The 21,237-nt window shown below is 30.4% G+C and carries 20 protein-coding genes and 1 pseudogene; all 21 read right to left on the reverse strand.

The annotated features are described in order from the left end of the window. Window positions 1-251: 251 nt before the first annotated feature. The 21 genes and pseudogenes from KEC93_RS15295 to hypF all read right to left on the reverse strand — a co-directional run bounded on the left by KEC93_RS15295 (window position 252) and on the right by hypF (window position 21,131). Window positions 252-1,364 carry an NADH-quinone oxidoreductase subunit D gene (locus tag KEC93_RS15295; RefSeq protein ID WP_077868188.1) on the reverse strand — a complete coding sequence of 371 codons (1,113 nt, stop codon included), beginning with the start codon at window positions 1,362-1,364 and terminating at the stop codon, window positions 252-254. An 18-nt stretch (window positions 1,365-1,382) separates the two neighbouring features. Then, on the reverse strand, window positions 1,383-1,820 hold the full coding sequence (locus KEC93_RS15300) for an NADH-quinone oxidoreductase subunit C (protein WP_023975555.1): 438 nt from the start codon (window positions 1,818-1,820) through the stop codon (window positions 1,383-1,385). After that, complete coding sequence (locus tag KEC93_RS15305; RefSeq protein ID WP_023975556.1) at window positions 1,813-2,322, reverse strand: NADH-quinone oxidoreductase subunit B; 510 nt, start codon at window positions 2,320-2,322, stop codon at window positions 1,813-1,815. The genes KEC93_RS15300 and KEC93_RS15305 overlap by 8 nt, the downstream gene beginning before the upstream one ends. Next, window positions 2,313-2,669 carry an NADH-quinone oxidoreductase subunit A gene (locus tag KEC93_RS15310; protein WP_012059188.1) on the reverse strand — a complete coding sequence of 119 codons (357 nt, stop codon included), beginning with the start codon at window positions 2,667-2,669 and terminating at the stop codon, window positions 2,313-2,315. The genes KEC93_RS15305 and KEC93_RS15310 overlap by 10 nt, the downstream gene beginning before the upstream one ends. Before the next feature lie 551 nt (window positions 2,670-3,220). Beyond that, on the reverse strand, window positions 3,221-3,424 hold the full coding sequence (locus KEC93_RS15315) for an SHOCT domain-containing protein (RefSeq protein ID WP_031276011.1): 204 nt from the start codon (window positions 3,422-3,424) through the stop codon (window positions 3,221-3,223). Window positions 3,425-3,474: 50 nt separating this feature from the next. Further along, window positions 3,475-3,918, reverse strand: coding sequence for a hypothetical protein (locus KEC93_RS15320; protein ID WP_023975559.1), 444 nt, complete (start codon window positions 3,916-3,918; stop codon window positions 3,475-3,477). 229 nt (window positions 3,919-4,147) lie between these two features. Beyond that, a complete protein-coding gene (locus tag KEC93_RS15325) occupies window positions 4,148-5,035 on the reverse strand; it encodes a prenyltransferase (protein WP_039771504.1) in 888 nt (295 codons plus the stop codon). 299 nt (window positions 5,036-5,334) lie between these two features. Beyond that, window positions 5,335-7,035 (reverse strand): FAD-dependent oxidoreductase, encoded by a 1,701-nt coding sequence (locus tag KEC93_RS15330; RefSeq protein WP_077868187.1) that lies wholly within the window; start codon window positions 7,033-7,035, stop codon window positions 5,335-5,337. Between the two features lie 339 nt (window positions 7,036-7,374). Beyond that, a complete protein-coding gene (locus KEC93_RS15335) occupies window positions 7,375-8,241 on the reverse strand; it encodes a ferredoxin-like domain-containing protein (RefSeq protein ID WP_172462763.1) in 867 nt (288 codons plus the stop codon). Between the two features lie 121 nt (window positions 8,242-8,362). Beyond that, entirely contained in the window at window positions 8,363-9,181 is an 819-nt protein-coding gene (locus KEC93_RS15340; protein WP_039771509.1) for a sulfite exporter TauE/SafE family protein, read from the reverse strand. A gap of 171 nt (window positions 9,182-9,352) precedes the next feature. Continuing rightward, a pseudogene (locus tag KEC93_RS26905) lies at window positions 9,353-9,441 on the reverse strand (4Fe-4S binding protein); the annotation flags it as partial. Between the two features lie 392 nt (window positions 9,442-9,833). Then, window positions 9,834-10,616, reverse strand: a complete 783-nt coding sequence (gene lgt / locus KEC93_RS15345; protein WP_077868185.1) for a prolipoprotein diacylglyceryl transferase — start codon at window positions 10,614-10,616, stop codon at window positions 9,834-9,836. 4 nt (window positions 10,617-10,620) lie between these two features. Beyond that, window positions 10,621-11,769: an ROK family transcriptional regulator gene (locus tag KEC93_RS15350; RefSeq protein ID WP_023975565.1), complete on the reverse strand. Its 1,149-nt coding sequence runs from the start codon at window positions 11,767-11,769 to the stop codon at window positions 10,621-10,623. A 129-nt stretch (window positions 11,770-11,898) separates the two neighbouring features. Next, window positions 11,899-13,233, reverse strand: coding sequence for an amidohydrolase (locus tag KEC93_RS15355; protein WP_171786303.1), 1,335 nt, complete (start codon window positions 13,231-13,233; stop codon window positions 11,899-11,901). A 175-nt stretch (window positions 13,234-13,408) separates the two neighbouring features. Next, window positions 13,409-14,254, reverse strand: coding sequence for a MetQ/NlpA family ABC transporter substrate-binding protein (locus KEC93_RS15360; RefSeq protein WP_077868183.1), 846 nt, complete (start codon window positions 14,252-14,254; stop codon window positions 13,409-13,411). 124 nt (window positions 14,255-14,378) lie between these two features. Then, window positions 14,379-15,032 (reverse strand): methionine ABC transporter permease, encoded by a 654-nt coding sequence (locus KEC93_RS15365; protein WP_023975568.1) that lies wholly within the window; start codon window positions 15,030-15,032, stop codon window positions 14,379-14,381. Beyond that, on the reverse strand, window positions 15,029-16,051 hold the full coding sequence (locus KEC93_RS15370) for a methionine ABC transporter ATP-binding protein (RefSeq protein WP_023975569.1): 1,023 nt from the start codon (window positions 16,049-16,051) through the stop codon (window positions 15,029-15,031). Before KEC93_RS15370 ends, KEC93_RS15365 begins: the two co-directional genes overlap by 4 nt. Window positions 16,052-16,365: 314 nt before the next feature. Next, a complete protein-coding gene (gene hypE / locus KEC93_RS15375) occupies window positions 16,366-17,367 on the reverse strand; it encodes a hydrogenase expression/formation protein HypE (protein WP_039771517.1) in 1,002 nt (333 codons plus the stop codon). Further along, on the reverse strand, window positions 17,368-18,447 hold the full coding sequence (gene hypD / locus KEC93_RS15380; RefSeq protein WP_077868182.1) for a hydrogenase formation protein HypD: 1,080 nt from the start codon (window positions 18,445-18,447) through the stop codon (window positions 17,368-17,370). Next, a complete protein-coding gene (locus KEC93_RS15385; protein WP_023975572.1) occupies window positions 18,444-18,671 on the reverse strand; it encodes a HypC/HybG/HupF family hydrogenase formation chaperone in 228 nt (75 codons plus the stop codon). The genes hypD and KEC93_RS15385 overlap by 4 nt, the downstream gene beginning before the upstream one ends. Before the next feature lie 159 nt (window positions 18,672-18,830). Continuing rightward, window positions 18,831-21,131, reverse strand: a complete 2,301-nt coding sequence (hypF, locus tag KEC93_RS15390; RefSeq protein ID WP_077868181.1) for a carbamoyltransferase HypF — start codon at window positions 21,129-21,131, stop codon at window positions 18,831-18,833. Window positions 21,132-21,237 lie beyond the last annotated feature (106 nt).

Below are 21,237 nucleotides of genomic sequence, written 5' to 3' on the forward strand. Positions count from 1 at the left end.
TGCCATGATTATTTTTCATCAGGCAAGGAGACAAGTTGCCCTTATAGTGGCCCTATTAGGTCAATTTGCCGACGTGAGCAGTGAACCCAAATCTACGATTTGATGATGGTCGCTTACTCTGTGAGCACTCAGTGAGCGTATGCGAATCGAGCTTCCCATGATGGAAAATGGGCACCTTAGAAAAAAGCAGCTATGCTGCATATAAGAACTTTTCTGGCAAATGGACTTGTTATTTTTTGAATGTGCCTGAACTACCTATCAATTTCGCCTAATATAGGATCAAGTGATGCGAGTATTGCAACAGCATCCTGAATAGTGCTTCCAGTCGCCATTTCAGGAAAGGCACCTATATTAACAAAAGATGGGCCATGTATGTGAATTCTATAAGGTTTATCAGACCCATCACTTACTAAGTAATATCCGAGTGCACCTTTAGAGCCTTCAATTTGATGATAAATATCTCCTTTTGGCGGTTTTATCAGCCTTGGAGCTTTAGCTAAAACTGGACCTTCTTTTATTTGCTCTAGCGCCTGTTTAATTATTTTTATACTCTCTTCCATTTCTCCAATACGCATTATCCATCTTTCATAGCAATCGCCATCTTTACCGACAATCACTTTAAAATTGAAACGATCATAAATACCATATGGCGCATCACGTCTTAAATCTAAGTCTATACCAGAAGCCCTAAGGTTTGGACCTGTTAAACCATAAGCTAAAGCTTTTTCTCCACTAATTATTCCAACACCTTTAGTTCTTGCTTGAAATATTTCATTACCAGTGATGATTCGTTCATACTCTATAAAGCTCTTATCCATATCATTAAGAAAGCTTTTTAAGCTAGGCATAAATTCCTCAGGCAGATCATAGCTTACTCCACCGATACGCATATAATTTGTAGTCATTCTAGAACCACAAACCATCTCGAATAAATCCAAAACTTTTTCTCTATCTCTAAAGAAATACATCCAAGGGGTATGCCCATTTAAATCAAGAGCCATACTTCCTAAAAAAACTTGATGACTTGCTATTCTCTGCAATTCAGCCATTATTATACGAATGTATTCTGCTCTTTCTGGAACTTCAATCCCAGCAAGCTTCTCTACTGTTTGAATGTAACCTAACTCATTTAACATTCCAGATAAATAATCTAATCTATCAGTATAAGGTATAAATTGAGTATAGGTTCTGGATTCAGCTAGCTTTTCCATACCTCTGTGCAAATAGCCTATGATATTTTCTACATTTACAATATGCTCACCATCTAAAGTAAAGATTGCTCTATATACACCATGGGTACTAGGATGCTGTGGTCCAAAATTTAAAGTCATTTCTTCAGTGTGCAACTCTCTGTTATATTCCATTCTCAAACTTCCTCCTTTCTACCTTCGCTTTTCAACCTTAAAATCTTTTCTAAGCGGATGTCCTAGAAAATCATCAGGACATAATATCCTTTTTAAATCTGGATGGCCAATAAAATTAATTCCAAATAAATCATAAGCTTCTCTTTCCTGAACATTTGCTGCAAGCCAATATTTAGTTAATGATGGAATTTCAAGCTTTTCATTAAGTTTTACCTTAATTCTAATCATCTCATGAGTATTTAATGACATAAAATGATAAATACAGCTTAATACATCATCTTCAATAGCTGTTAAATCAACTAAAAAATCAAATCCATATTGCTTTACCTTTTTTATAACGTCTAGAAATTTACTTGCTTCTGTGTGAATAGCAATCTGCGTATTTTCTATAATTTCAATATCTTGCTTATATTCTGCTTTCAGTTCAAAAATTAGATTTTCACAAGTCTTACTCACTTCTTCCCACCTCTTTCGGATGAATAATTTTTTCTTTTAACGTTAAAAGCCCATGGATTAATGCTTCTGGCCGTGGAGGACATCCTGGAATATAAACATCTACTGGTAAAAATATGTCAGCACCTGGAACAACATTATAGGAATCTACAAACGGTCCCCCACTAGTTGCACAGCTTCCCATAGCAATTACCCATTTAGGTTCCGGCATTTGGTCATAAATCTTTTTAACTATAGGTGCCATTTTTTCAGTAATTGTTCCTGCAACAATCATCAAATCTGCTTGTCTTGGTGAAGCACGGAAAACTTCATATCCAAAACGTGCAATATCATAACGAGCACCTCCTGCTGCCATCATTTCAATAGCACAGCATGCGAGTCCAAATGTTAACGGCCAAAAAGAATGTACGCGGAAATAATTTAAAGTATCATCTAATTTAGTTAAAATAATATTTTTTTCTATTTGCTCTTGAATCTCTTTATCTTGTTTAAAATTTACTTCCACTCTAATGCCCCCTCTTTCCACGCATACCATAAACCAATGATTAAAATGCCTATAAAAATAACCATTTCAAAAAGTGCGAATAATCCTAATGATTTAAATTTCACTGCCCATGGCAATAAAAATACTGTTTCAACATCAAAGAGTAGAAATACTAAGCCGTACATAAAGTAACTGACCTTAAATCTAATCCACGTTGAACCAGTAGTTTCAACACCACACTCATAAGTAGATAATTTTTCTTTATTTGGCTTCTTCGGTCTTACTAAGGAAGCCGTTAATAAGACGACCATTCCAAAAATAAATGAAGCTATAAGAAAAATTCCAATAATCAAATAATCTTGTATCATTTTTATCCCCTTTCAATTTACTTTAAAATCAAAATCAACACGTTCAAACCTTCCTTCTACAGGTACAAAGTCTAAAAGTTATTAATAATTTTATATCTGCTCACATATTAACAAGTTTTTATGAAGTTATTATGTAGAAATCCTATAGGTTAACACATAATTTTCAAATTATTCCACATGTGCCGCTGAAATCCGAGACATTATTAAAGTAAATTTAAAGAATTTTTTATTAAAGCCATTCATAATAAATATCAAAAAAGCAGAGGTTTATAAAATACAAACTTCTGTTTTACTGCATTATTCCTATTAATAAGCGACTTATTACACGTATTTAATTATTTAACTTTTATTTTTTATCATACAAAATATTTATAAAGATTTTATGTAGAAAAATTTTCGTAAAAATATACATTATGCCCTTATTACATTTAAAAATTAAAATTCTTACAAATCGATCAATATGTATTAAGATAACTCCTTTTCTCTATACAGAAAAAGTCATGTAAAAGAAGAATTATCTATACTCCTTTTACATGACTTTTTACTGTTACCTATGATCTTAATGTACTTTTTATTCTATTATATTCATCTTCACTTATTTCTCCGCGAACAAATCTTTCATTTAGTATATTTAGAGAATTATCTCTAACACTGCAAACTTTAAGCTTTTTACTTTCTTCTTGATTGAAAATTAAATATATAACAGCAATAATTAAAATTATTGGTATAATCATCATTCCAGACCATCCTTCCATTCTCATATTATCATTCTAAATTTATTTCGATTTTTTAAAATTTGATGATACTAATTCCTCATCATGCTTTGATGAAGTTTTGCCATCTTTTCTTTTCCTACAGATTGCATCATATTTGCCATAGATCCATATCCGTTATTTTTCATTACATCAATCATCTTGTTATAATCCTCATCACTTATATTAGACATTAAATTTTTCATGGCATTAAAATCTCTATTTTCCATAGCATTTGCTTCATCATTAAAACCATTCTCTTTCATTAGTTCAGTCATTTTATTGATATTATCATCTGATTGCGCTCCAGACCCCATCATGCTCATCATTGTTCCTCTATAATTTGATGATGATTTAACCTCACCATTTTTCACATTCATCATTTGTCCATTAAATTTATTAAACCTTGTATTATTGTTATCTGCCGCATATGCAAGTGATATTCCGCTTACAGTTAATATACCTGCTAATGCTAGAATCATAACTTTCTTTTTCATTGTGTATCACTCCTTTAATTTTCTTCTTAATTTATATACTTATTTTACTACTCAATTATGGAGTAATTATGAAGATAATATATTTTCAAAAAATATTCTAATTATATATAATAAAAGGTTCAAGTGCTCTATTGATTATAACACTTGAATCTTTTGCATATTCATAGGATTTTTATAATTTCAAATCAGACAGAATCTAAATTTTAATACATTACATCATAATAATTTTTTACATTATAATTGCAATTATCAATCCAATAACTACGGCCAAATGATATTTTAGACCAACCTGTCCTATAAGTCCCATACTCCTACCTTTTGTTTTAGAACTTTTTTCATATGAAAGAAAACTCCTAATTGATTTATAGGGATATATTAAAATTACAGGTAATAACACGACAATGGGATAAATGCTCATTAACACTAAACAGACTGTTAGTACAAGTAACATTATTATATTAAAAACCCAAAGCTTATTTGCATTTTTTTTACCTATCATAATAGGCAGTGTTTTTCTTCCAGCTTCACTATCCTCTTCTATATCACTTAAATTATTTGTTAGTAATATAGTACTAATAAATAATACTGTAGGGACTGCAACCAAAATTGTATTTATATTAAATATGCCTGATTGAATATAAATCACTGTAGTAGTTATACCAATCCCCATAGTAACTCCAGATATAATCTCTCCAAATGGCGTATATGAAATAGGTAAAGGACCAAAAGCATATAAAATTGAGATAAGACCTCCTATTACAGCGACTAGTAAAATGTAATAGCTTGTTTGGCTAGCTAAAAAAAGACCAATCATAAGAGCAATAAACTGATATAAGATTATTATAAATAATACTTGCTTAGATGTGATTTCACCGCTAACTAGAGCTTTTTCATCTCCACTCTTATTACTGTCTGCTCCACGTTTATAGTCAAAGTAATCATTAATCATATTAGTAGCACTTTGAATCAATATCATAGCAATTGCTAATAATATAACATACAAAGCATTTAACTTTCCAAAAGCATACTTTGAATAAACTGAACCTAAAATTACAGGAACTAACCCTGCAACAAGGGTTTTTATATCCATAAGTTTTATTATTGTTTTAAATCCCACTGATCTCTTCTCCTTATCAATATCTTTAATCTTTTTTATTTTATAATACAAAATATTTGTAAAGATTTTATGAAGAAGTCGATGATAGTAATACAAATTATATTTTAATTATCTTCTCTTTATATATTCATTTTACCGCTTAACTGTGGAGAAATTATGAAGATACCATATATCTAATTATTTTTTACATCTGCATTTAATAAAAGGTCCAAGTGCTATTCTTATTCAACACTTGAACCTTTTGAATATTATAATTTACTTACTTTTCCTTTTGCAACTAATAAATTAAATATTAAAAATCACTTAAAATTATATTCAGTAAGTATGCTTTCTCTATTCTTAGTTTGGTCGTTAAAATATTCGTAAAATGATAGTGCTAAGAAACTACCTGTAATATTATAAACATTATTAAAACCTAAGTTTTGTAGTGCTAATGTTGCATTATAACTTCTTTGACCAGTTCTACAATGTAAATATACTGGTTTATCTTTTGGTATCTCATTTATCCTTTGTCTAAGTTCACTTAATGGAATATTAATTGCGTTTTTAATATGCCCATTAGCATATTCTCCTCTTTCTCTAACGTCTATTATATAAGCATTATGTTCAACAAGTCCTCTGACTAGATCTATATTAACCTGCTTAAAATCGCCATTTAAAAGATTAGAGCCAACATAACCAGCATAATTAACAACGTCTTTTGCTGTAGTAAATGGTGGTGCATAACATAATTCTAAATCTTTTAAGTCTTCTACTGTTCCACCAAACTTTATAGCAGTAGCAATTACATCAATTCTTTTTGTAACATCACCTTTACCTATAGCTTGAGCTCCTAAAATTTTTCCTGTTGGAACTTCATATAATAATTTTAAATGTACAGGCGATGAATTAGGCATTATTCCAACTTTATCTGTAAGTATTACCCTTACAACATCATATTGTATATTCATGTTGAGAACATTTATAAGTGCTTCATTTAACCCCGTTGATGCTCCATTATAATCAAAAACTTTTATAGCTGATGAACCTATATATCCCTTATTTAAGCCTTTCTTTCCATTTATATGATCTGCAACAGATCTTGCCTGCTTTTGAGCTGGGCCTGCAAGTGATAATTTCACATTGGAATGAGTTAATGAATTATAAACTTCTATGGCATCTCCTACCGCATATATACTATCATCATTAGTTTTGTAATTTGTATCTACTTTTATTGCTCCAGTTTCTCCAATATCTAACTCTGCTCCTTTTGCTAAGGCTGTTTCCGGTGATACTCCTATTGCCATTACAACAACCTTCGCACTAATTCTTTTGCCTGATGATAGTATCACCGTATCTTTTTCAAACTTTTCAACTTTATCTCCAACAATTAAATTTATACTATGATCATATAATTCTTTATGAAATATTTGAACCATATCATAATCAAAAGGTCTTAATATTTGGTCAGTTGCCTCTATTAGGGATACATTATAACCAGCATCTCTTAAGTTTTCTGCTGCTTCAACTCCTATATATCCACCACCAATAACTGCAATATCCTGTGTATCAATTGATTTAACATATTTATTTAACTTATCTATATCAACAACATTTCTTATTGTAAAAATATTCACTTCTTCAATTCCGGGAATATTAGGTACAATTGGCTTAGCTCCTGGAGATAATACTAACTTATCATAGTCTTCTTTATATGTTTCACCATTTTCTAAGTTTTTAACTGTTATATACTTCTCCTCTTTATTTATTGATAAAACCTCATTGTTCACCCTTGCTTTAATATTATATTGAACAAGAAATTTTTCAGGACTCATTAGAACCAACCTATCAGCCTCGTCTATTATTCCACTTAAGTGATATGGGAGTGCACAATTTGAAAAAGATACATGAGGTCCTTTTTCAAACATTATTATTTCATCTTCTTCACTAAGTCTTCTAAGTCTTGCTGCGGCAGATGCTCCACCCGCAACCCCTCCAACTATTAATATTTTTTTCTTCATGACCATTTCCTCCTAACCTCAACTTATAATTTTAATATAAATCTCTATCAATTATGATTTTATACCTATTAAGCTCTATGTATTTTCTTTTTATACTTATTAGTATTCTGCTAATTAAGTTAATCACAATTAGTGAAAATTCTGTTAAGTTACCTTATGTCTATTTTCCACAATTACTTACCTATTTCCTTCTATGACTTTATTATATATAAATCTTTAGAAAATATAAGTGACATAGTCACATAAACAAATTATAACAAAAAAGAGAGATAAAACCAATTCATAGTCTTTCTCTCTATAACTAAGCTAAGGTTTATAAAGGACAACAAATAAAATGTCTTATTGTCTGCTTAATACTTCAGATATGAATTTTTCTTTTCCTACTCTATCCATTACTGTCGAGATTCTTTCTCCTTTTACTCCAATTTCTCTATAGCATTCCATAATCTTATCAACTACAAATACTATGTCTTTTTCTTTAAATATCTTTCCTAAAGAATCTCCTATTCTTATTCCTCGTCCAAATCTTCCACCAACAAAAATTTCTGCACCTTTTTCTTTAATACCAACTGCATTGGTTCTACATAGTCTAGAACATTCACCGCAACTTACACATAATTCTTCATGATATACTACTTTTCTATTTACTACCTCTAATGCTTTTTGCCTGCAACCTTTAACACAAATTCCACATCCAACACAGTTGTCCAAATTAAATTCTGGGATTGTCTTTCCCATTATTCCAATATCATTTATATTAGCTTTTGCACAATTATTTGCACAACCAACTATTCCTATTTTGCACTTATGAGGAGTATCTGTAGCAAAATATTTTTCCTCTAGTTCTCTGCAAATTGCCTGAGTATCAATGTTACCATGCAGACATACAGTTCCTTTGCATGCAACTAATGGCCTTATCTTTTGACCCGTTCCACCATGACGTAGTCCAAAAGATTTTGCTTCTTCCATTACTTTTTCTGCATCTTCATCTTTAATCCAAGGAACTTCAATTTGAAGTCTTGTTGTAAGTCCTGAATACCCTCGTCCATATTTTTTAGCAATCCCATTTATGTTGTTTAATTCTTCAACTGTAAAATTTCCTGCTCTACTTAAAAACCTTACTGCGTAATGTTCCCTATCATTTTGTAATAAAAAACCTAATGCCTTCATTTCTTTTTGTCTCTTCTCATTAACCATAATAATCATACATCTCCCTAACTATGAATTACTAATTCTTTCTCATTTTGTTTCAGTATAATAGATATATGATAATAAATATAATATAAATACCTAATGATAACCATTAAAATATTTAATGATTCAAGATTTAAAATGCCATAATAAATATTCTTACCCCTACAATAGCTAACGCAACTGCAAGACTTCTAATTATCGCTACTCCGTGAATCTTTTTTGAAAGCTTCGCACCTAACTGCGCTCCAAATAATACACCTATAGATAATGCAGCTGTTTGGATAAAGCTTGACTGAAGCACTCCATTGACTATATGAACCATAGTTCCTGATAATGACATTACTGCTAGAACAAAATGCGAAGTAGCCGTTGCAATATGAACGGGATAATTTAATATATTGACAAGTACTGGAACATGTATTATTCCTCCTCCTATGCCTAAAAAGCTAGACATAAAGCCAACAAAAATACTTACAACTATTCCAGTTACGGGATTATATGAAAATGTATGTTCTACCCCTTCAATATCTACCACTGTTCTTGTAATGTAGCCATTCTTAACTACCAAGCTATTTTCTACTTTCTCCTCCTTGGTCCTTAATATCAAAAATACAGATATAATAACCAATAACACACCGAATATCCCATTAAAAAGCTGCCTTGGTACGTATGATGTTATAACTGATCCTAATATTGAGCCAGGTAGTGTTGCTATTGCAAAAATTATTCCTGATTTATAATCAATACGTTTCATTCTAGAATAAGCAAAAGAGCCAGATAATGCATTAAAAAATACAACTGCTAGAGAAATACTAGTTATTGTATCTGGACTCTTATCTGGATATAACAATAATAAAATAGGTACCAATATAAAGCCTCCACCTGCACCTATTAGAGTTCCAAATGCTCCAACTAAAAATCCCAATGGGGTTAACCATAAAAATTGTATCAAATTTAAAACCTTCTTCCATAACAATTATGCATTATAATTAAACAAGTTTTTAAAATTTAAAAACTATTAATTATATTAATATAACTCTCCTATATTATACACTATCTTTTAACCATTTTGGATATAAGTTTTAAATTTTATATTTCAAAACACAATTTTGTGCTTAGTTCCTTACATTATAGTAATTTTATTATATCCAATTGCTTTTTTAGGCATTCAATAACACACTTTCCACATTGAATACAATCTGGATGGCTTAGTTTAAAAGGTAACTAATCACTTTCCAACTAAACTTCTAACCTTACTTGTTTGTCTCTTTTTATTTTATAAAATTGCTCTTCTATTATCAGTAACTTTATCACACAATAAAACTATGTATATGTTGCAATACACATTTCACAATTATGGCTGAAATTCTTGCAATATTTTTAGAATTGTGATGAAGAATTATTTTTGCGACATATATATTAATGCAAAAAAAGGTAAGCCAATATATCATTAAAATATCAGCTTACCTTTTACTTAACATTATTCTAACTTCATTAAATTATTTTTAAAATTTCAGTTATTAAACAAATCAAATGATATTTTATAACATTATAAAAAAAGAACTCTAAATTGAGCTCCTTTTTAACAAATAAAATTATAAATTTTACTCTTTATAAGTATTCTCCTTAGATTTGCTATTATAATAACTTGCAGCTATAAATATTATCCATACAATGACTCCCGCTAAACTTACCAATTGAGCCATTCTAAAACTTCCTATCATTAAACTATCTGTTCTCATTCCTTCAATTATGAATCTACCTATAGAATACAATCCTATGTATGTAAAAAATACTATTCCATTTTTTTTGCATTTTCTGAGCATAATCATCAGTATTATAAATATAGTTAAATTCCAGAGAGATTCATATAAAAAAGTAGGATTGTAATATAATCCATTTACATTCATCCCCTTTTGAATGAACATAGGAAAATGCTTAATAAATTCATAACTAACTACATCCCCATGTGCCTCTTGATTAAAGAAATTCCCCCATCTTCCTAGAGCCTGAGCTAAAATAATTGACGGTGCTGCCACATCTGCAAACTTAATAAAGCTTAATTTTTTAACTCTTGTATAAATTAATGCTGTTCCTAATGCAAAAATTAGCCCCCCATGGATCGCAAGTCCTCCATTTCTTATATTAAAAGCATTAATAATATTATCTTTATAGTTATCAAATTCAAATATTACATAATATAGTCTTGCACCTATTATACCAATTGGAATAGATAATAATACAATGTTTAGTAAATTATCATAATCAACTTCTCTCCACTTACAATTATATTGAGATATTAGTATTCCAAGCATAATACCTGTTGCAATTAATATCCCATACCACCTAATATCAAATCCTCCAATTGAAAATGCTACTGGATTCATAATTTCACTTCCTTATCTTCTCGTTTTGTATTTTTTGTATAACCATAGCACAAGCTCCTACAGCTATAGATTTATCTTCAAAATATCCACCCCTAATAAATTGAATATTATTATTTTTTATGTGACACTTCTGAAGAGCTATTTCTTTTGTAGTTTCATAAAACAACTTTGATTGTTGTATTAATGGGCCACTTAAAATTATAAGCTCTGGATTAAATAACTTAATATAATTTGAAAGTCCTATTCCAAAATATAAAGCCGAATCTTTTATAATACCCATAGCCTCTTCATTTTCTCTTTCCCCAAGGTTACAAACATCTATATAATTAATATCATTTAAATTTTTCTTTAACAAAGATGATTCATTTTCTTTTATTTCATCTATAAATTTTTTTGTTATATTTGATATTGATACATAACTTTCTATACATCCATAATTTCCGCAGGAACACAATTCCCCGTCAGCATCAACAACCATATGTCCAAATGCATCTTCTACGTTGTTAATAGTTCGAATTAGAACTCCAGATGATATGATCCCCGTTCTTATTCCTACACCGCAGTTAATATATGCAATATTCTTTTTACCTTTTCCAATCCCAAAGTTATATTCACCTATAACAGCTGCATTTGCACCATTATCTATACATATCATTGTATCAAATTCTCTTTTTAATTCATCTTTTAATTGATCTGAATTAAATCCACCAACTATTCCTATTCCAATTCCAACAATTGATGCTTTTTGTATTTTTAATTTCATATAACATTCTTTTATAACATTAGGTATAATTTCAGATATTGTATCCATATCATATTCATGGCTTAATAATTTTTCTTCTATTATTTTTAATTTCAAATTTGTTATAACTATTCTAGTATAAATTCTTGAAATATCAATTCCAATAATATAAAATTCACTATGATTAACATCATATAAACTAGGCTTTCTTCCCCCTGTAGATTTTCCAATATCACTTTCCACAATAATTTTTTCGTCAATTAATATTTTAAGATCTCTATTTAATGTAGTTAATTTTATCTTAGTTACGTTTGCCAATTCATTTTTAGCTATAGGACCATTTTCTTGTATGATTCGAAAGATATATCTACATCTATCATTTAATGATTCAAAACTTTTATATGCTTCCAAGAAACCCGCTCCCTTTCTCATATTAGTATATCATCTTTTAGCCATTATGGATATAAGTTTTAATTTAAGCATAAAGCACATTTAGTGAACAATATATTCTTGATTCACTAAATGTGCCTGCTATCGGGTTTATTCATTTTTATAATCACCCTTAAATATCTCATCAAAATTATCCATGTATTCTTTATATTCGTCAATAGTAAACTTAGGCTTAAACCCGTCCTTAATCTTTTTAGCTTCCTTTGCTTTTTCCTTTAGTAATCTATAGGCTGTTAAAGCCATGATTTTTGCAGTAGCAATATAAGCTATTTCATCATTTACTACTTTGAAATATTCTGAATGTAATCCGCCTTCAACTCCACCTGTAGTAAATTTTAATACTGGCATAATATGAGTCAAATCCCCAACATCACTAGAGCCTGCTGTATGTTTATTAGGATCAACTTCCTCAACCCTTCCATTAGGCAGTATTTCATGTGCTATTTCTAAAATTTCTTTTGACGGTCTTAAAGGTACTACTGGAAGATACCCTGGTGCCGTAATTATCTCTATTTCCGCTCCAACTGCTAAAGCACCAGACTTAAAGGCTCTATCCACCTTTCTGCTGGCATCTCTAATAGCTTCAACATTTTTTGCTCTGACTAGACTTTCAATTACTACTTCATCAGGAATTACATTCACTAATCCGCCTCCTTTGGTTATTATTGAATGAACTCTAACTGAATCTTCATCTTTAAAAGTTTCTCTTTGATATGCTATTGCATTCAAGCCCAGTGAACTTGCGTTTACAGCATTAATACCTAAGTGTGGTGTTCCTGCTGCATGAGATGCTTTTCCTTTATATTTTGTAACTTTCGATACAAAACCATTGCTTGTACTATCTCCTACTACAATATCAGCTCCTGTAGGATCAGAATGATGTACCACAGAAAGGTCTATATCATTAAATGCTCCAATTCTAATAAGCTCACTTTTTCCTCCTCCATACTTAATTAAATTCCTTTCTTTTAAAGAAAGTTTAAATTCTACTTCACCATACTCTTCAGCGGGTACCGCAAAAAACACTACATTTCCATCTAATGAATTCTTTATTTCATCATCTGACAGTGCAAATGCCGCTCCTATGATTCCAGCCAATTGAGTATGATGACCGCATGCATGACAGGCTCCTGTTTTTTTATCAGCAAATGGGTTATCTGGTGATACAACAGCATCTAACTCACCAATTAATGCCACCTTTATCTCCTCTGAATTTTTCCTCTTTAAATACCCCTTTATACCAGTAATTGCAAGATTGGTTTCAATTTCTTCACTATTCTCTTTTAAAATTTTTAATACCTTTTCTGATGTTCTCTTTTCCTTATAGCCAAGCTCTGGATGCTTATATATATCTGTTGCAAAAGCAATAATTTTATCTCTATTTTTATCAATGATATCTATTATCTTTTTTTCAATTTCATTCATAATTATTCCCTCCTTTTATAATAGATCTACTAATCGTAATTTCATCGGTCTTTCAAGTTAGTAATATTCTATAATTTCATATTCAATAAATATATAGGCTACTCTTTTAAAAAAATTAATCAGAGTAACCTTTTAATATTAAATATCAATATATAATTGCTTATATAAAACTGTCTTACTTTATTTCATCTGGTATGAACCAGTAATTATTCTTATTGTGTTCTGCCATATAATCTTTGAACTCCTCAGATTTATATGCCTCTACTATATCATTTGCCCATTTACTATCCTTATTCTTTTCATCAACAACTACTTGAAGTTGTAATTCTTTACTAACATCTTCTGATAATAATGATTTTGAAGGATCTATTTTAGATGCGTAAACCATACTTCCAGGAAGTACTGCAAAGTCTATATCATCTAATGCACGTGGAATTTGTGCTGAATCCATTAGTGTTATATCAAGATTGTAAGTATTTTCACTTACATCATTTATAGTTAATGTTGTTGGATTTGCATCTTCCTTTAACTTAATCCATCCAGCTTTTTTTAGAAGCCTAAAAGCTCTTGCTGTATTTGATGGATCATTAGGAATTGCTACTTTTTGACCTTTAGCTACTTGGTCAATTGAAGTATGCTTATTCGAAAAAATTCCTGCTGGAACTGTTGGAATAGGAGTAATTGGAGTTAGCTTATTGTTAGTTTCTTTATTGAAATTATTTGCATATGCACTGTGTTGATCTACATTAAAATCAATACTTCCTTCTGTTAATGCCACATCAGCTTGTCTCAAATCAGAAAAATTCACTTCTTTAATTGTATAACCATTCTTCTCTAATATAGGCTTAACAGCGCTTGTAAATAGCTCACTATATGGTCCAGGAGATATTCCTATTGTTAAATCCTTCTTTTCCGTAGCTTTTGTATCAGTACTTCCACTGTTTCCGCATCCTGCTAACCCTAATGCAAACAGGCTTGTTGTTAAACCTATAATAATTTTAGTAAATATATTCTTTTTCATTTTTATTCTCCTAACTTATTGATTATTTAGTTCTATTTTTATACTTCCCATCGTTTTAGTAGCATTTAAGACCATAATAATTCTATTTATTCTTATAAATTTATAATGATTGACATCCTATTTGTTAATGCCTTCTCACCTTTCTAGCTAATTTATTTCCAAAATTCTGAATGGCTTGGACAAAAATTATTAATATTATTACCGTAATGAGGATTACTTTTGTATCAAATCTTTGATATCCATAAGAAATAGCCACATCACCTATTCCCCCAGCTCCGATGGTTCCTGCCATTGCAGTTGCTCCGATTAATCCAATTGTTGCTGTTGTCAGCGATAAAATTAAAGATCCCATTGCCTCTGGTAAAAGAAAATGCCATATTATTTGTACTGGCGTTGCCCCCATTGACTCTGCAGCCTCAATTATCCCATCATTAACTTCCAGCAAAGAATTTTCTATAAGCCTTGCAATATAAGGAATTATATATATTATAAGTGGAACAATTGCTGCTTTAGTTCCAATTGAGGTCCCAACAATAAGTCTTGTAAATGGAACAATTGCTGCAAGCAAAATTATAAATGGTACTGAACGAACAATATTAATCACATTATTTAGTGCTGAATATACAGCCTTGTTTTTTATAATTCCTCCCTTATTAGTAATAACAAGTAATATTCCAAGTGGAATTCCCAAAAGGGAGCCAATCAAAAGCGACACACTTACCATTTGTAAAGTTTCAATAATAGCCTTAATAATCTGCGGTCCTGTTATTGTTGTCATATCAAAACCTCCTCAACTCCAACTTTTCTATCTTTCATATATTTATGAGCATTTTCTATATCTTCTTTTTCACCTTTTAATTCAACTATGAGATTCCCAAGTATGTTCCCTTGTAATTCCGTAACATTAGCAAATAATATATTTGGTTGTACATTGAATTCACTACATGCTTCTGCAAGTATAGCCTTCTTTGAATTTTCACCTATAAATTTAAGTTTTAAGACTTTGCTATTCTCATCTTCACTATTAATTTCATCCAATATAACTTGTGGTACCTCGTCATGCACAACAGTCTTAACAAAATTCTTTGTCGTTTGTTCTTTAGGATTACCAAATACCTCCAATAGATTGCCTTGTTCAATAATTTCTCCATTTTCCATAACAGCTACTTTATTACAAACTTCTCTAATTACAGCCATTTCATGAGTAATCATTAAAATTGTTATATTATACTCTCTATTTATTTTCTTAAGCAGCTGCAATATAGATCCTGTAGTCTGAGGGTCTAATGCTGAAGTTGCCTCATCACATAAAAGTATTAATGGATTAGTAGCAAGTGCTCTCGCTATACCAATTCTTTGCTTTTGACCTCCTGATAATTCACTAGGATAAGCTTTAGCTTTATCCTCAAGTCCAACAAACTCTAATAGTTCATTTACCCTGCTTTCAATTTCATCCTTTGTTCTATGATTTAATACAAGAGGAATAGCAATATTTTCAAAAACATTCTTAGACTCAAGTAAATTAAAATGTTGAAATATCATTCCTATCTGTTTCCTAACCTCACGAAGTTCTTTAGTTGTAAGCTTTCCCAAATTTTTATTATCAACAATCACTTCTCCTGAAGTAGGTTGTTCTAAGTAATTTACCATCCTTATTAACGTACTTTTTCCCGCTCCGCTAAATCCAATAACGCCAAAAATATCTCCTTTATCAACTTGTAAATTGACGCCCTTTAAAGCCTCTACTTTTACGCCCTTTTTATTAAATATTTTTTGTATATTTTTCAACTCTATCATTAAAAGTCCTCCCTTTATATATAATAAAAAGACTTTATTACATATTCCCTATAGGGTTAGTGTGTTTTTGTTGTTTTTAATTCTAACCATTTTTATCTGAATTGTCAATATAATTTTTCATATTTTTTACTTTTCACCATAAAATATCATAATAATAAATAATATACATATACTTTTATACAAACCCATTAAAGCAAAATATAGAAACAAGTAAAACTGCTATAAATAATATTAATTATCTATAGCAGTTTTACTCCATATTATCATATTTACAAAATTAAAATCATTATTATGTTACTTCTTATTTACGCGCCTTAGCATATTCTAGGCAGCATACTTCCCTCTAAAGGCGATAATAATCTCTTTCCACCAAATCCGTTTTCTATAAATATGTTCTGATTAGACTCTTTAACAAATTCACCTATAATTCTAGCTCCTTTTCCTTGATCAAGTGAGTGAATTATATCTAATACTTTTTCAGCTTCGGTTTCTTTAACAACTAGTACCATTCTTCCCTCACAAGCCATATACAATGGATCTAATCCTAAAAGATTATTTATAGCCTTAACACTTTCACTAATTGGAATTTCCTTTTCTATTAGGTGTATCCCAAGCTTGCAAAGTGATGAAAATTCATGCAATACAGTGGCTAATCCGCCTCGAGTTGCATCCCTCATTATTTTTATTGAAGGAAACTGTTCCTTAAGTTCTTCTATAAAAGCAAATAGTGGTGCACAATCACTTTTATAGTCTCCTTTTACTTTTAAGTTATATCTCTCTACTGCAATTGTTGTTCCGTGCTCGCCGATTCCACCAGTTATTATAATTCTATCTCCTTCTTCAATAGTTTTTACTTCATATCCGTTAATTATATACCCGATTCCGCTAGTATTAATGAATATTCCATCTACACTTCCCTTTTCAACTACCTTTGTATCTCCTGTTACTATCTTAGCCCCACATTCTAAACAGGTTTGCCCCATAGACTTAACAATTTCTTCAAGGCTCTGCATTGAAAATCCTTCTTCAATTATAAAACTCGAACTTAAATAAAATGGCTGTGCTCCAGATACAGCTAAATCATTAATAGTACCACAAACTGCAAGCTTTCCTATGTTTCCCCCAGAAAAAAACAGTGGCTTTACCACAAAAGAATCTGTGGTGAAAGCCATTTTTCCTTGTACTGCTGTAAATGTTGCTGAGTCTTGTTCTTGTAAAAGAATATTGTTATTAAAATATTTGTAAAAAAGCTGCTCAATTAATATTTTTGTATGCTTTCCTCCATCACCATGAATAAGCTTAATCATTTCATTCATTTATTCCACTCCCCCATACTTATAAAAAATAGAGCAAGATCCCTCCGTAGATACCATACAAGGTCCTATTGGATGCTCTGGTGTACAACCTTTTCCAAAAAGCTCGCATTTATTAGGTAATTTCTTCCCCAATAAAATTTCACTGCATGCACAAGTTCTAATATAGTTTTTCTCAGAAGTCTTACTTAAATTTATTCCAAATCTTTCAGAAGCATCATATTTTTTATATTTCTCCCTCAAAGTAAATCCAGAATCTTTAATAACTCCTATTCCTCTCCATTCATGTTCGCAATATGTGAATACTTCACTTATTAATTCATTTGCTCTTTTGTTTCCTTCTTGGCTTACACAAGTTTTATATAAATTTTCAAATCTTTTTTCAGTTTTATTTTGTTGTTTCGTCAAAAAATATAAAGCACTAGCAATATCTAGAGCTTGAAAACCTGCAATTACTGCTGGAATATTATATTCCTCTACAATAAATTTAAAATAATCTGCTCCCTTTACTGCTGCTACATGTCCTGGACACATTAATCCATTTATATTGTGATTAGGCTGCTTAAGTATGTAATGGAGTATTGGCTCCATTCTTTTCATTCCTATTAAAAATGAAATATTTCTTATATTTTTTTCCTGTGCTATCTTTACAGCTAAAGCAATTATAGGAGTTGTAGTTTCAAAGCCTACTCCAAGAAAAACTATTTCCTTATCTTTATTTTCTTCTGCAAGTGCTATTGAATCTAAAGGTGAATATAATATTTTAATATCTTTTCCTTTTTCTCTTTGCTTAATTAAATTCTCTCTACTTCCATTTACTTTAATCATATCTCCAAAAGTACTTAAAATCACATTTGAATTCTTAAGTAATTCTATAGCTGCATCTATATAACCTTCTGGAGTAACACAAACTGGACATCCTGGTCCTGACAGTAAATTTATATTAGGATTAACCAATTGTCTAATTCCAAGTTTTGAAAGTGCCTGAGTATGAGTTCCACAAACTTCCATGACATTAAACTTTTTGACTTGAGACTTTTGAATTTCATTAAGAATATTTTTAATCAAAATTTCTTTATTCATACTTTTTCCTCGCTATTAAGTATTGATTGAAATATACTTTGTAATTCTTCAAAATAATCCTTGTCAATCTTTTGAATAGCACAGCCTGCATGAACTAAAACATAATCTCCCACTTTTAGTTCTTCAATAAGCTGAATATTAATTCTACTCTCTAATCCCATAATATCCATTATTGCACTATAGTTATCTATGCTTCTAACTTGTGCTGGAATTGCAAGACACATAAACTTACCTTCCTTCTTTATTCACACTTATAAAAATCGTAAATCAATCTGACAACCTATTTTTCTAACATAGCATTAGTAGATTAACTTAGTAAATACAATATGAATTCACTTTGCTTCTTAGTCTTATGAAAAATATACATAACAAATTTAAATATATTATTTCTTTTCAATAATTGCATTTGCCACATGGAGCTGGCCAAAAGAAATTCCCTCATCATTAGTTGGGATTTGTTCATTATAAAACACTTTAAATCCTTGCTTAATCAGATTTATATATATTCCTTTTAAAAGATAATGGTTTTCAAAAACACCACCACTAAGAACAACTTTATCTATATGCTCCTTTTCTCTAAGCTTACAAACTAAATCACATGAAGCTTTAATAAGTGAGTTGTGAAATTTAGACGATATCTTAGAAATCAATTCTTTTTTCTGAATATCCCCCAAGATTCCTTCAATAATGCTTTTATATTGAATATTAAAAATACTATTTTCCTCGTTGATATCACATAAATAACTTTCTTTAATTTTATAATCAATAATATTTTCTAATTCTATTGCTGCCTGTCCGTCATAAGATATACTATTTCTGATTCCACATAAGGCTGCTACTGCATCAAACAATCTTCCAACACTTGAAGATAAAAAACAATTTATTTTTGAATCTAAAGCTTGTTTAACTACTTCAATTTTTTCATTATCTACTCCTTGAATTATTTTTTCTGGATCATAACCCAAAGCATATAAATAACTTGAAGCACATCTCCAAGGTTCTTTTATAGCTTGTTCTCCTCCTTGGAGATTCACATATTTCAATTGCCCTGCTCTTTTAAATACTCTTCGATTTCCAACCAAAAATTCGCCACCCCATATTGATCCATCAAGTCCAAATCCAGTACCATCAAATATAATTCCAATTACAGAATCATAAATAGAATGTTCAGCCATGCAGCTAACCATATGAGCATGATGATGCTGTACTTCTATTTTTCTCATTTTCTTTTCCTTTGCATATTTAGTACTTGAGTATGCTGGATGCATATCGCATGCCAATACTTCTTCATTAATATCAAATAAATTGCAAAAATGTTTTAGTACATATTTAAAATTCTTATAACAATTAAATTCTCCTAAATCACCTAAATACTGACTTAAATATGCGTATCCATTTTTAGAAACACAAATAGTACTTTTCTGCTGCCCTCCAACTGCTATAATATCATTTTCAACTCCTGTTTTTAATGAATAAGGCCTATATCCTCTTGCACCACGAATAACCTTTTCTACTTCCCCTATGACTTTTACAACAGAATCATCAACTTGGACGTAAATCTCCCTGTCATTCATCAGAAAATAATCTGCCACTGTATTTAAATGTTTTAGTGCTTCTTCATTTTTATATTCCATTGGCATGCTGCTTATATTTCCACTAGTCATAACTAAAAGATCTAACTTTTCATTAAATAATAGATAATGAAGGGGAGTATACGGAAGCATTACTCCTAAACTATTTTGCTTTGGTGCTATAGCCTCTGGTAATACAAAAGGATATTTCTTCTTTAAAATTACAATAGGTCTCTTATTACTGCTTATTACTTCCTCTTCTTTATCAGATATATAGCAAATCTCTTTAACAATTCCAATATCCTTTGCCATCAAAGCTAATGGTTTATCTTTCCTTTGTTTTCTACTTCTAAGCAAATTAATAGCTTGCTCATTTCTTCCATCACAAACCAGATGAAATCCTCCGATTCCCTTAATCGCCAATATTTTTCCTTCCTCAATAAGTGAAATAGTTTCTTTAATAGGATCTTCACACTTAATTTGTTCTCCATGATTATTTGTTAAAAAGAGTTTAGGTCCACAATTTTCACAGCAATTTGGTTGCGCGTGAAATCTCCTACTGAGTGGATTTTCATATTCGTCTTTACATTCCTCGCACATATAAAATTCTTTCATAGTAGTATTCTGTCTGTCATATGGCAAAGCCTTGATAATTGAATACCTAGGTCCACACTGAGTGCAATTTGTGAAAGCATATTTATAACGAAGGTTTCCTTTACTTCGAATATCTTCTAAACATTCATCACAAACTGCTATATCAGGTGAAACAAATCTCATTTCATTATTTTGTTTAGTACTTTCCCTAATAACAAATTTTTGATCAATGTTTTCTTTAATTATAAATTTGTTTTCGCTGGAATATGGAGTAGTACTTAAATCGTTTTTAATTAACGTACATTGAACCTTTTCTATTCTTGCAATACTGGGAGGTCTTTTTATAACATTAAACATAAACCGTTTTATGTTTTCCCTCTCACCTAAACAGTCAATTACTACGGCACCACCTATATTTTGAACAGATCCACGAATTTTAAAGTCCCTTGCCTTTTCATATACAAATGGACGGAATCCTACCCCTTGAACAATTCCGTAAATTTTTACTATATATCTCATATATTAAAGACCTTCTCTATTTATATGTTATGAGCTATCGCATTAAGTAATTTTCATTATATATATTGTTTTGTATACAAAAAGGCAAACTCAATATATTGTATAA

This window comes from Clostridium beijerinckii (assembly GCF_018223745.1).
In the GTDB taxonomy this organism is placed as follows: Bacteria; Bacillota; Clostridia; order Clostridiales; family Clostridiaceae; genus Clostridium; species Clostridium beijerinckii.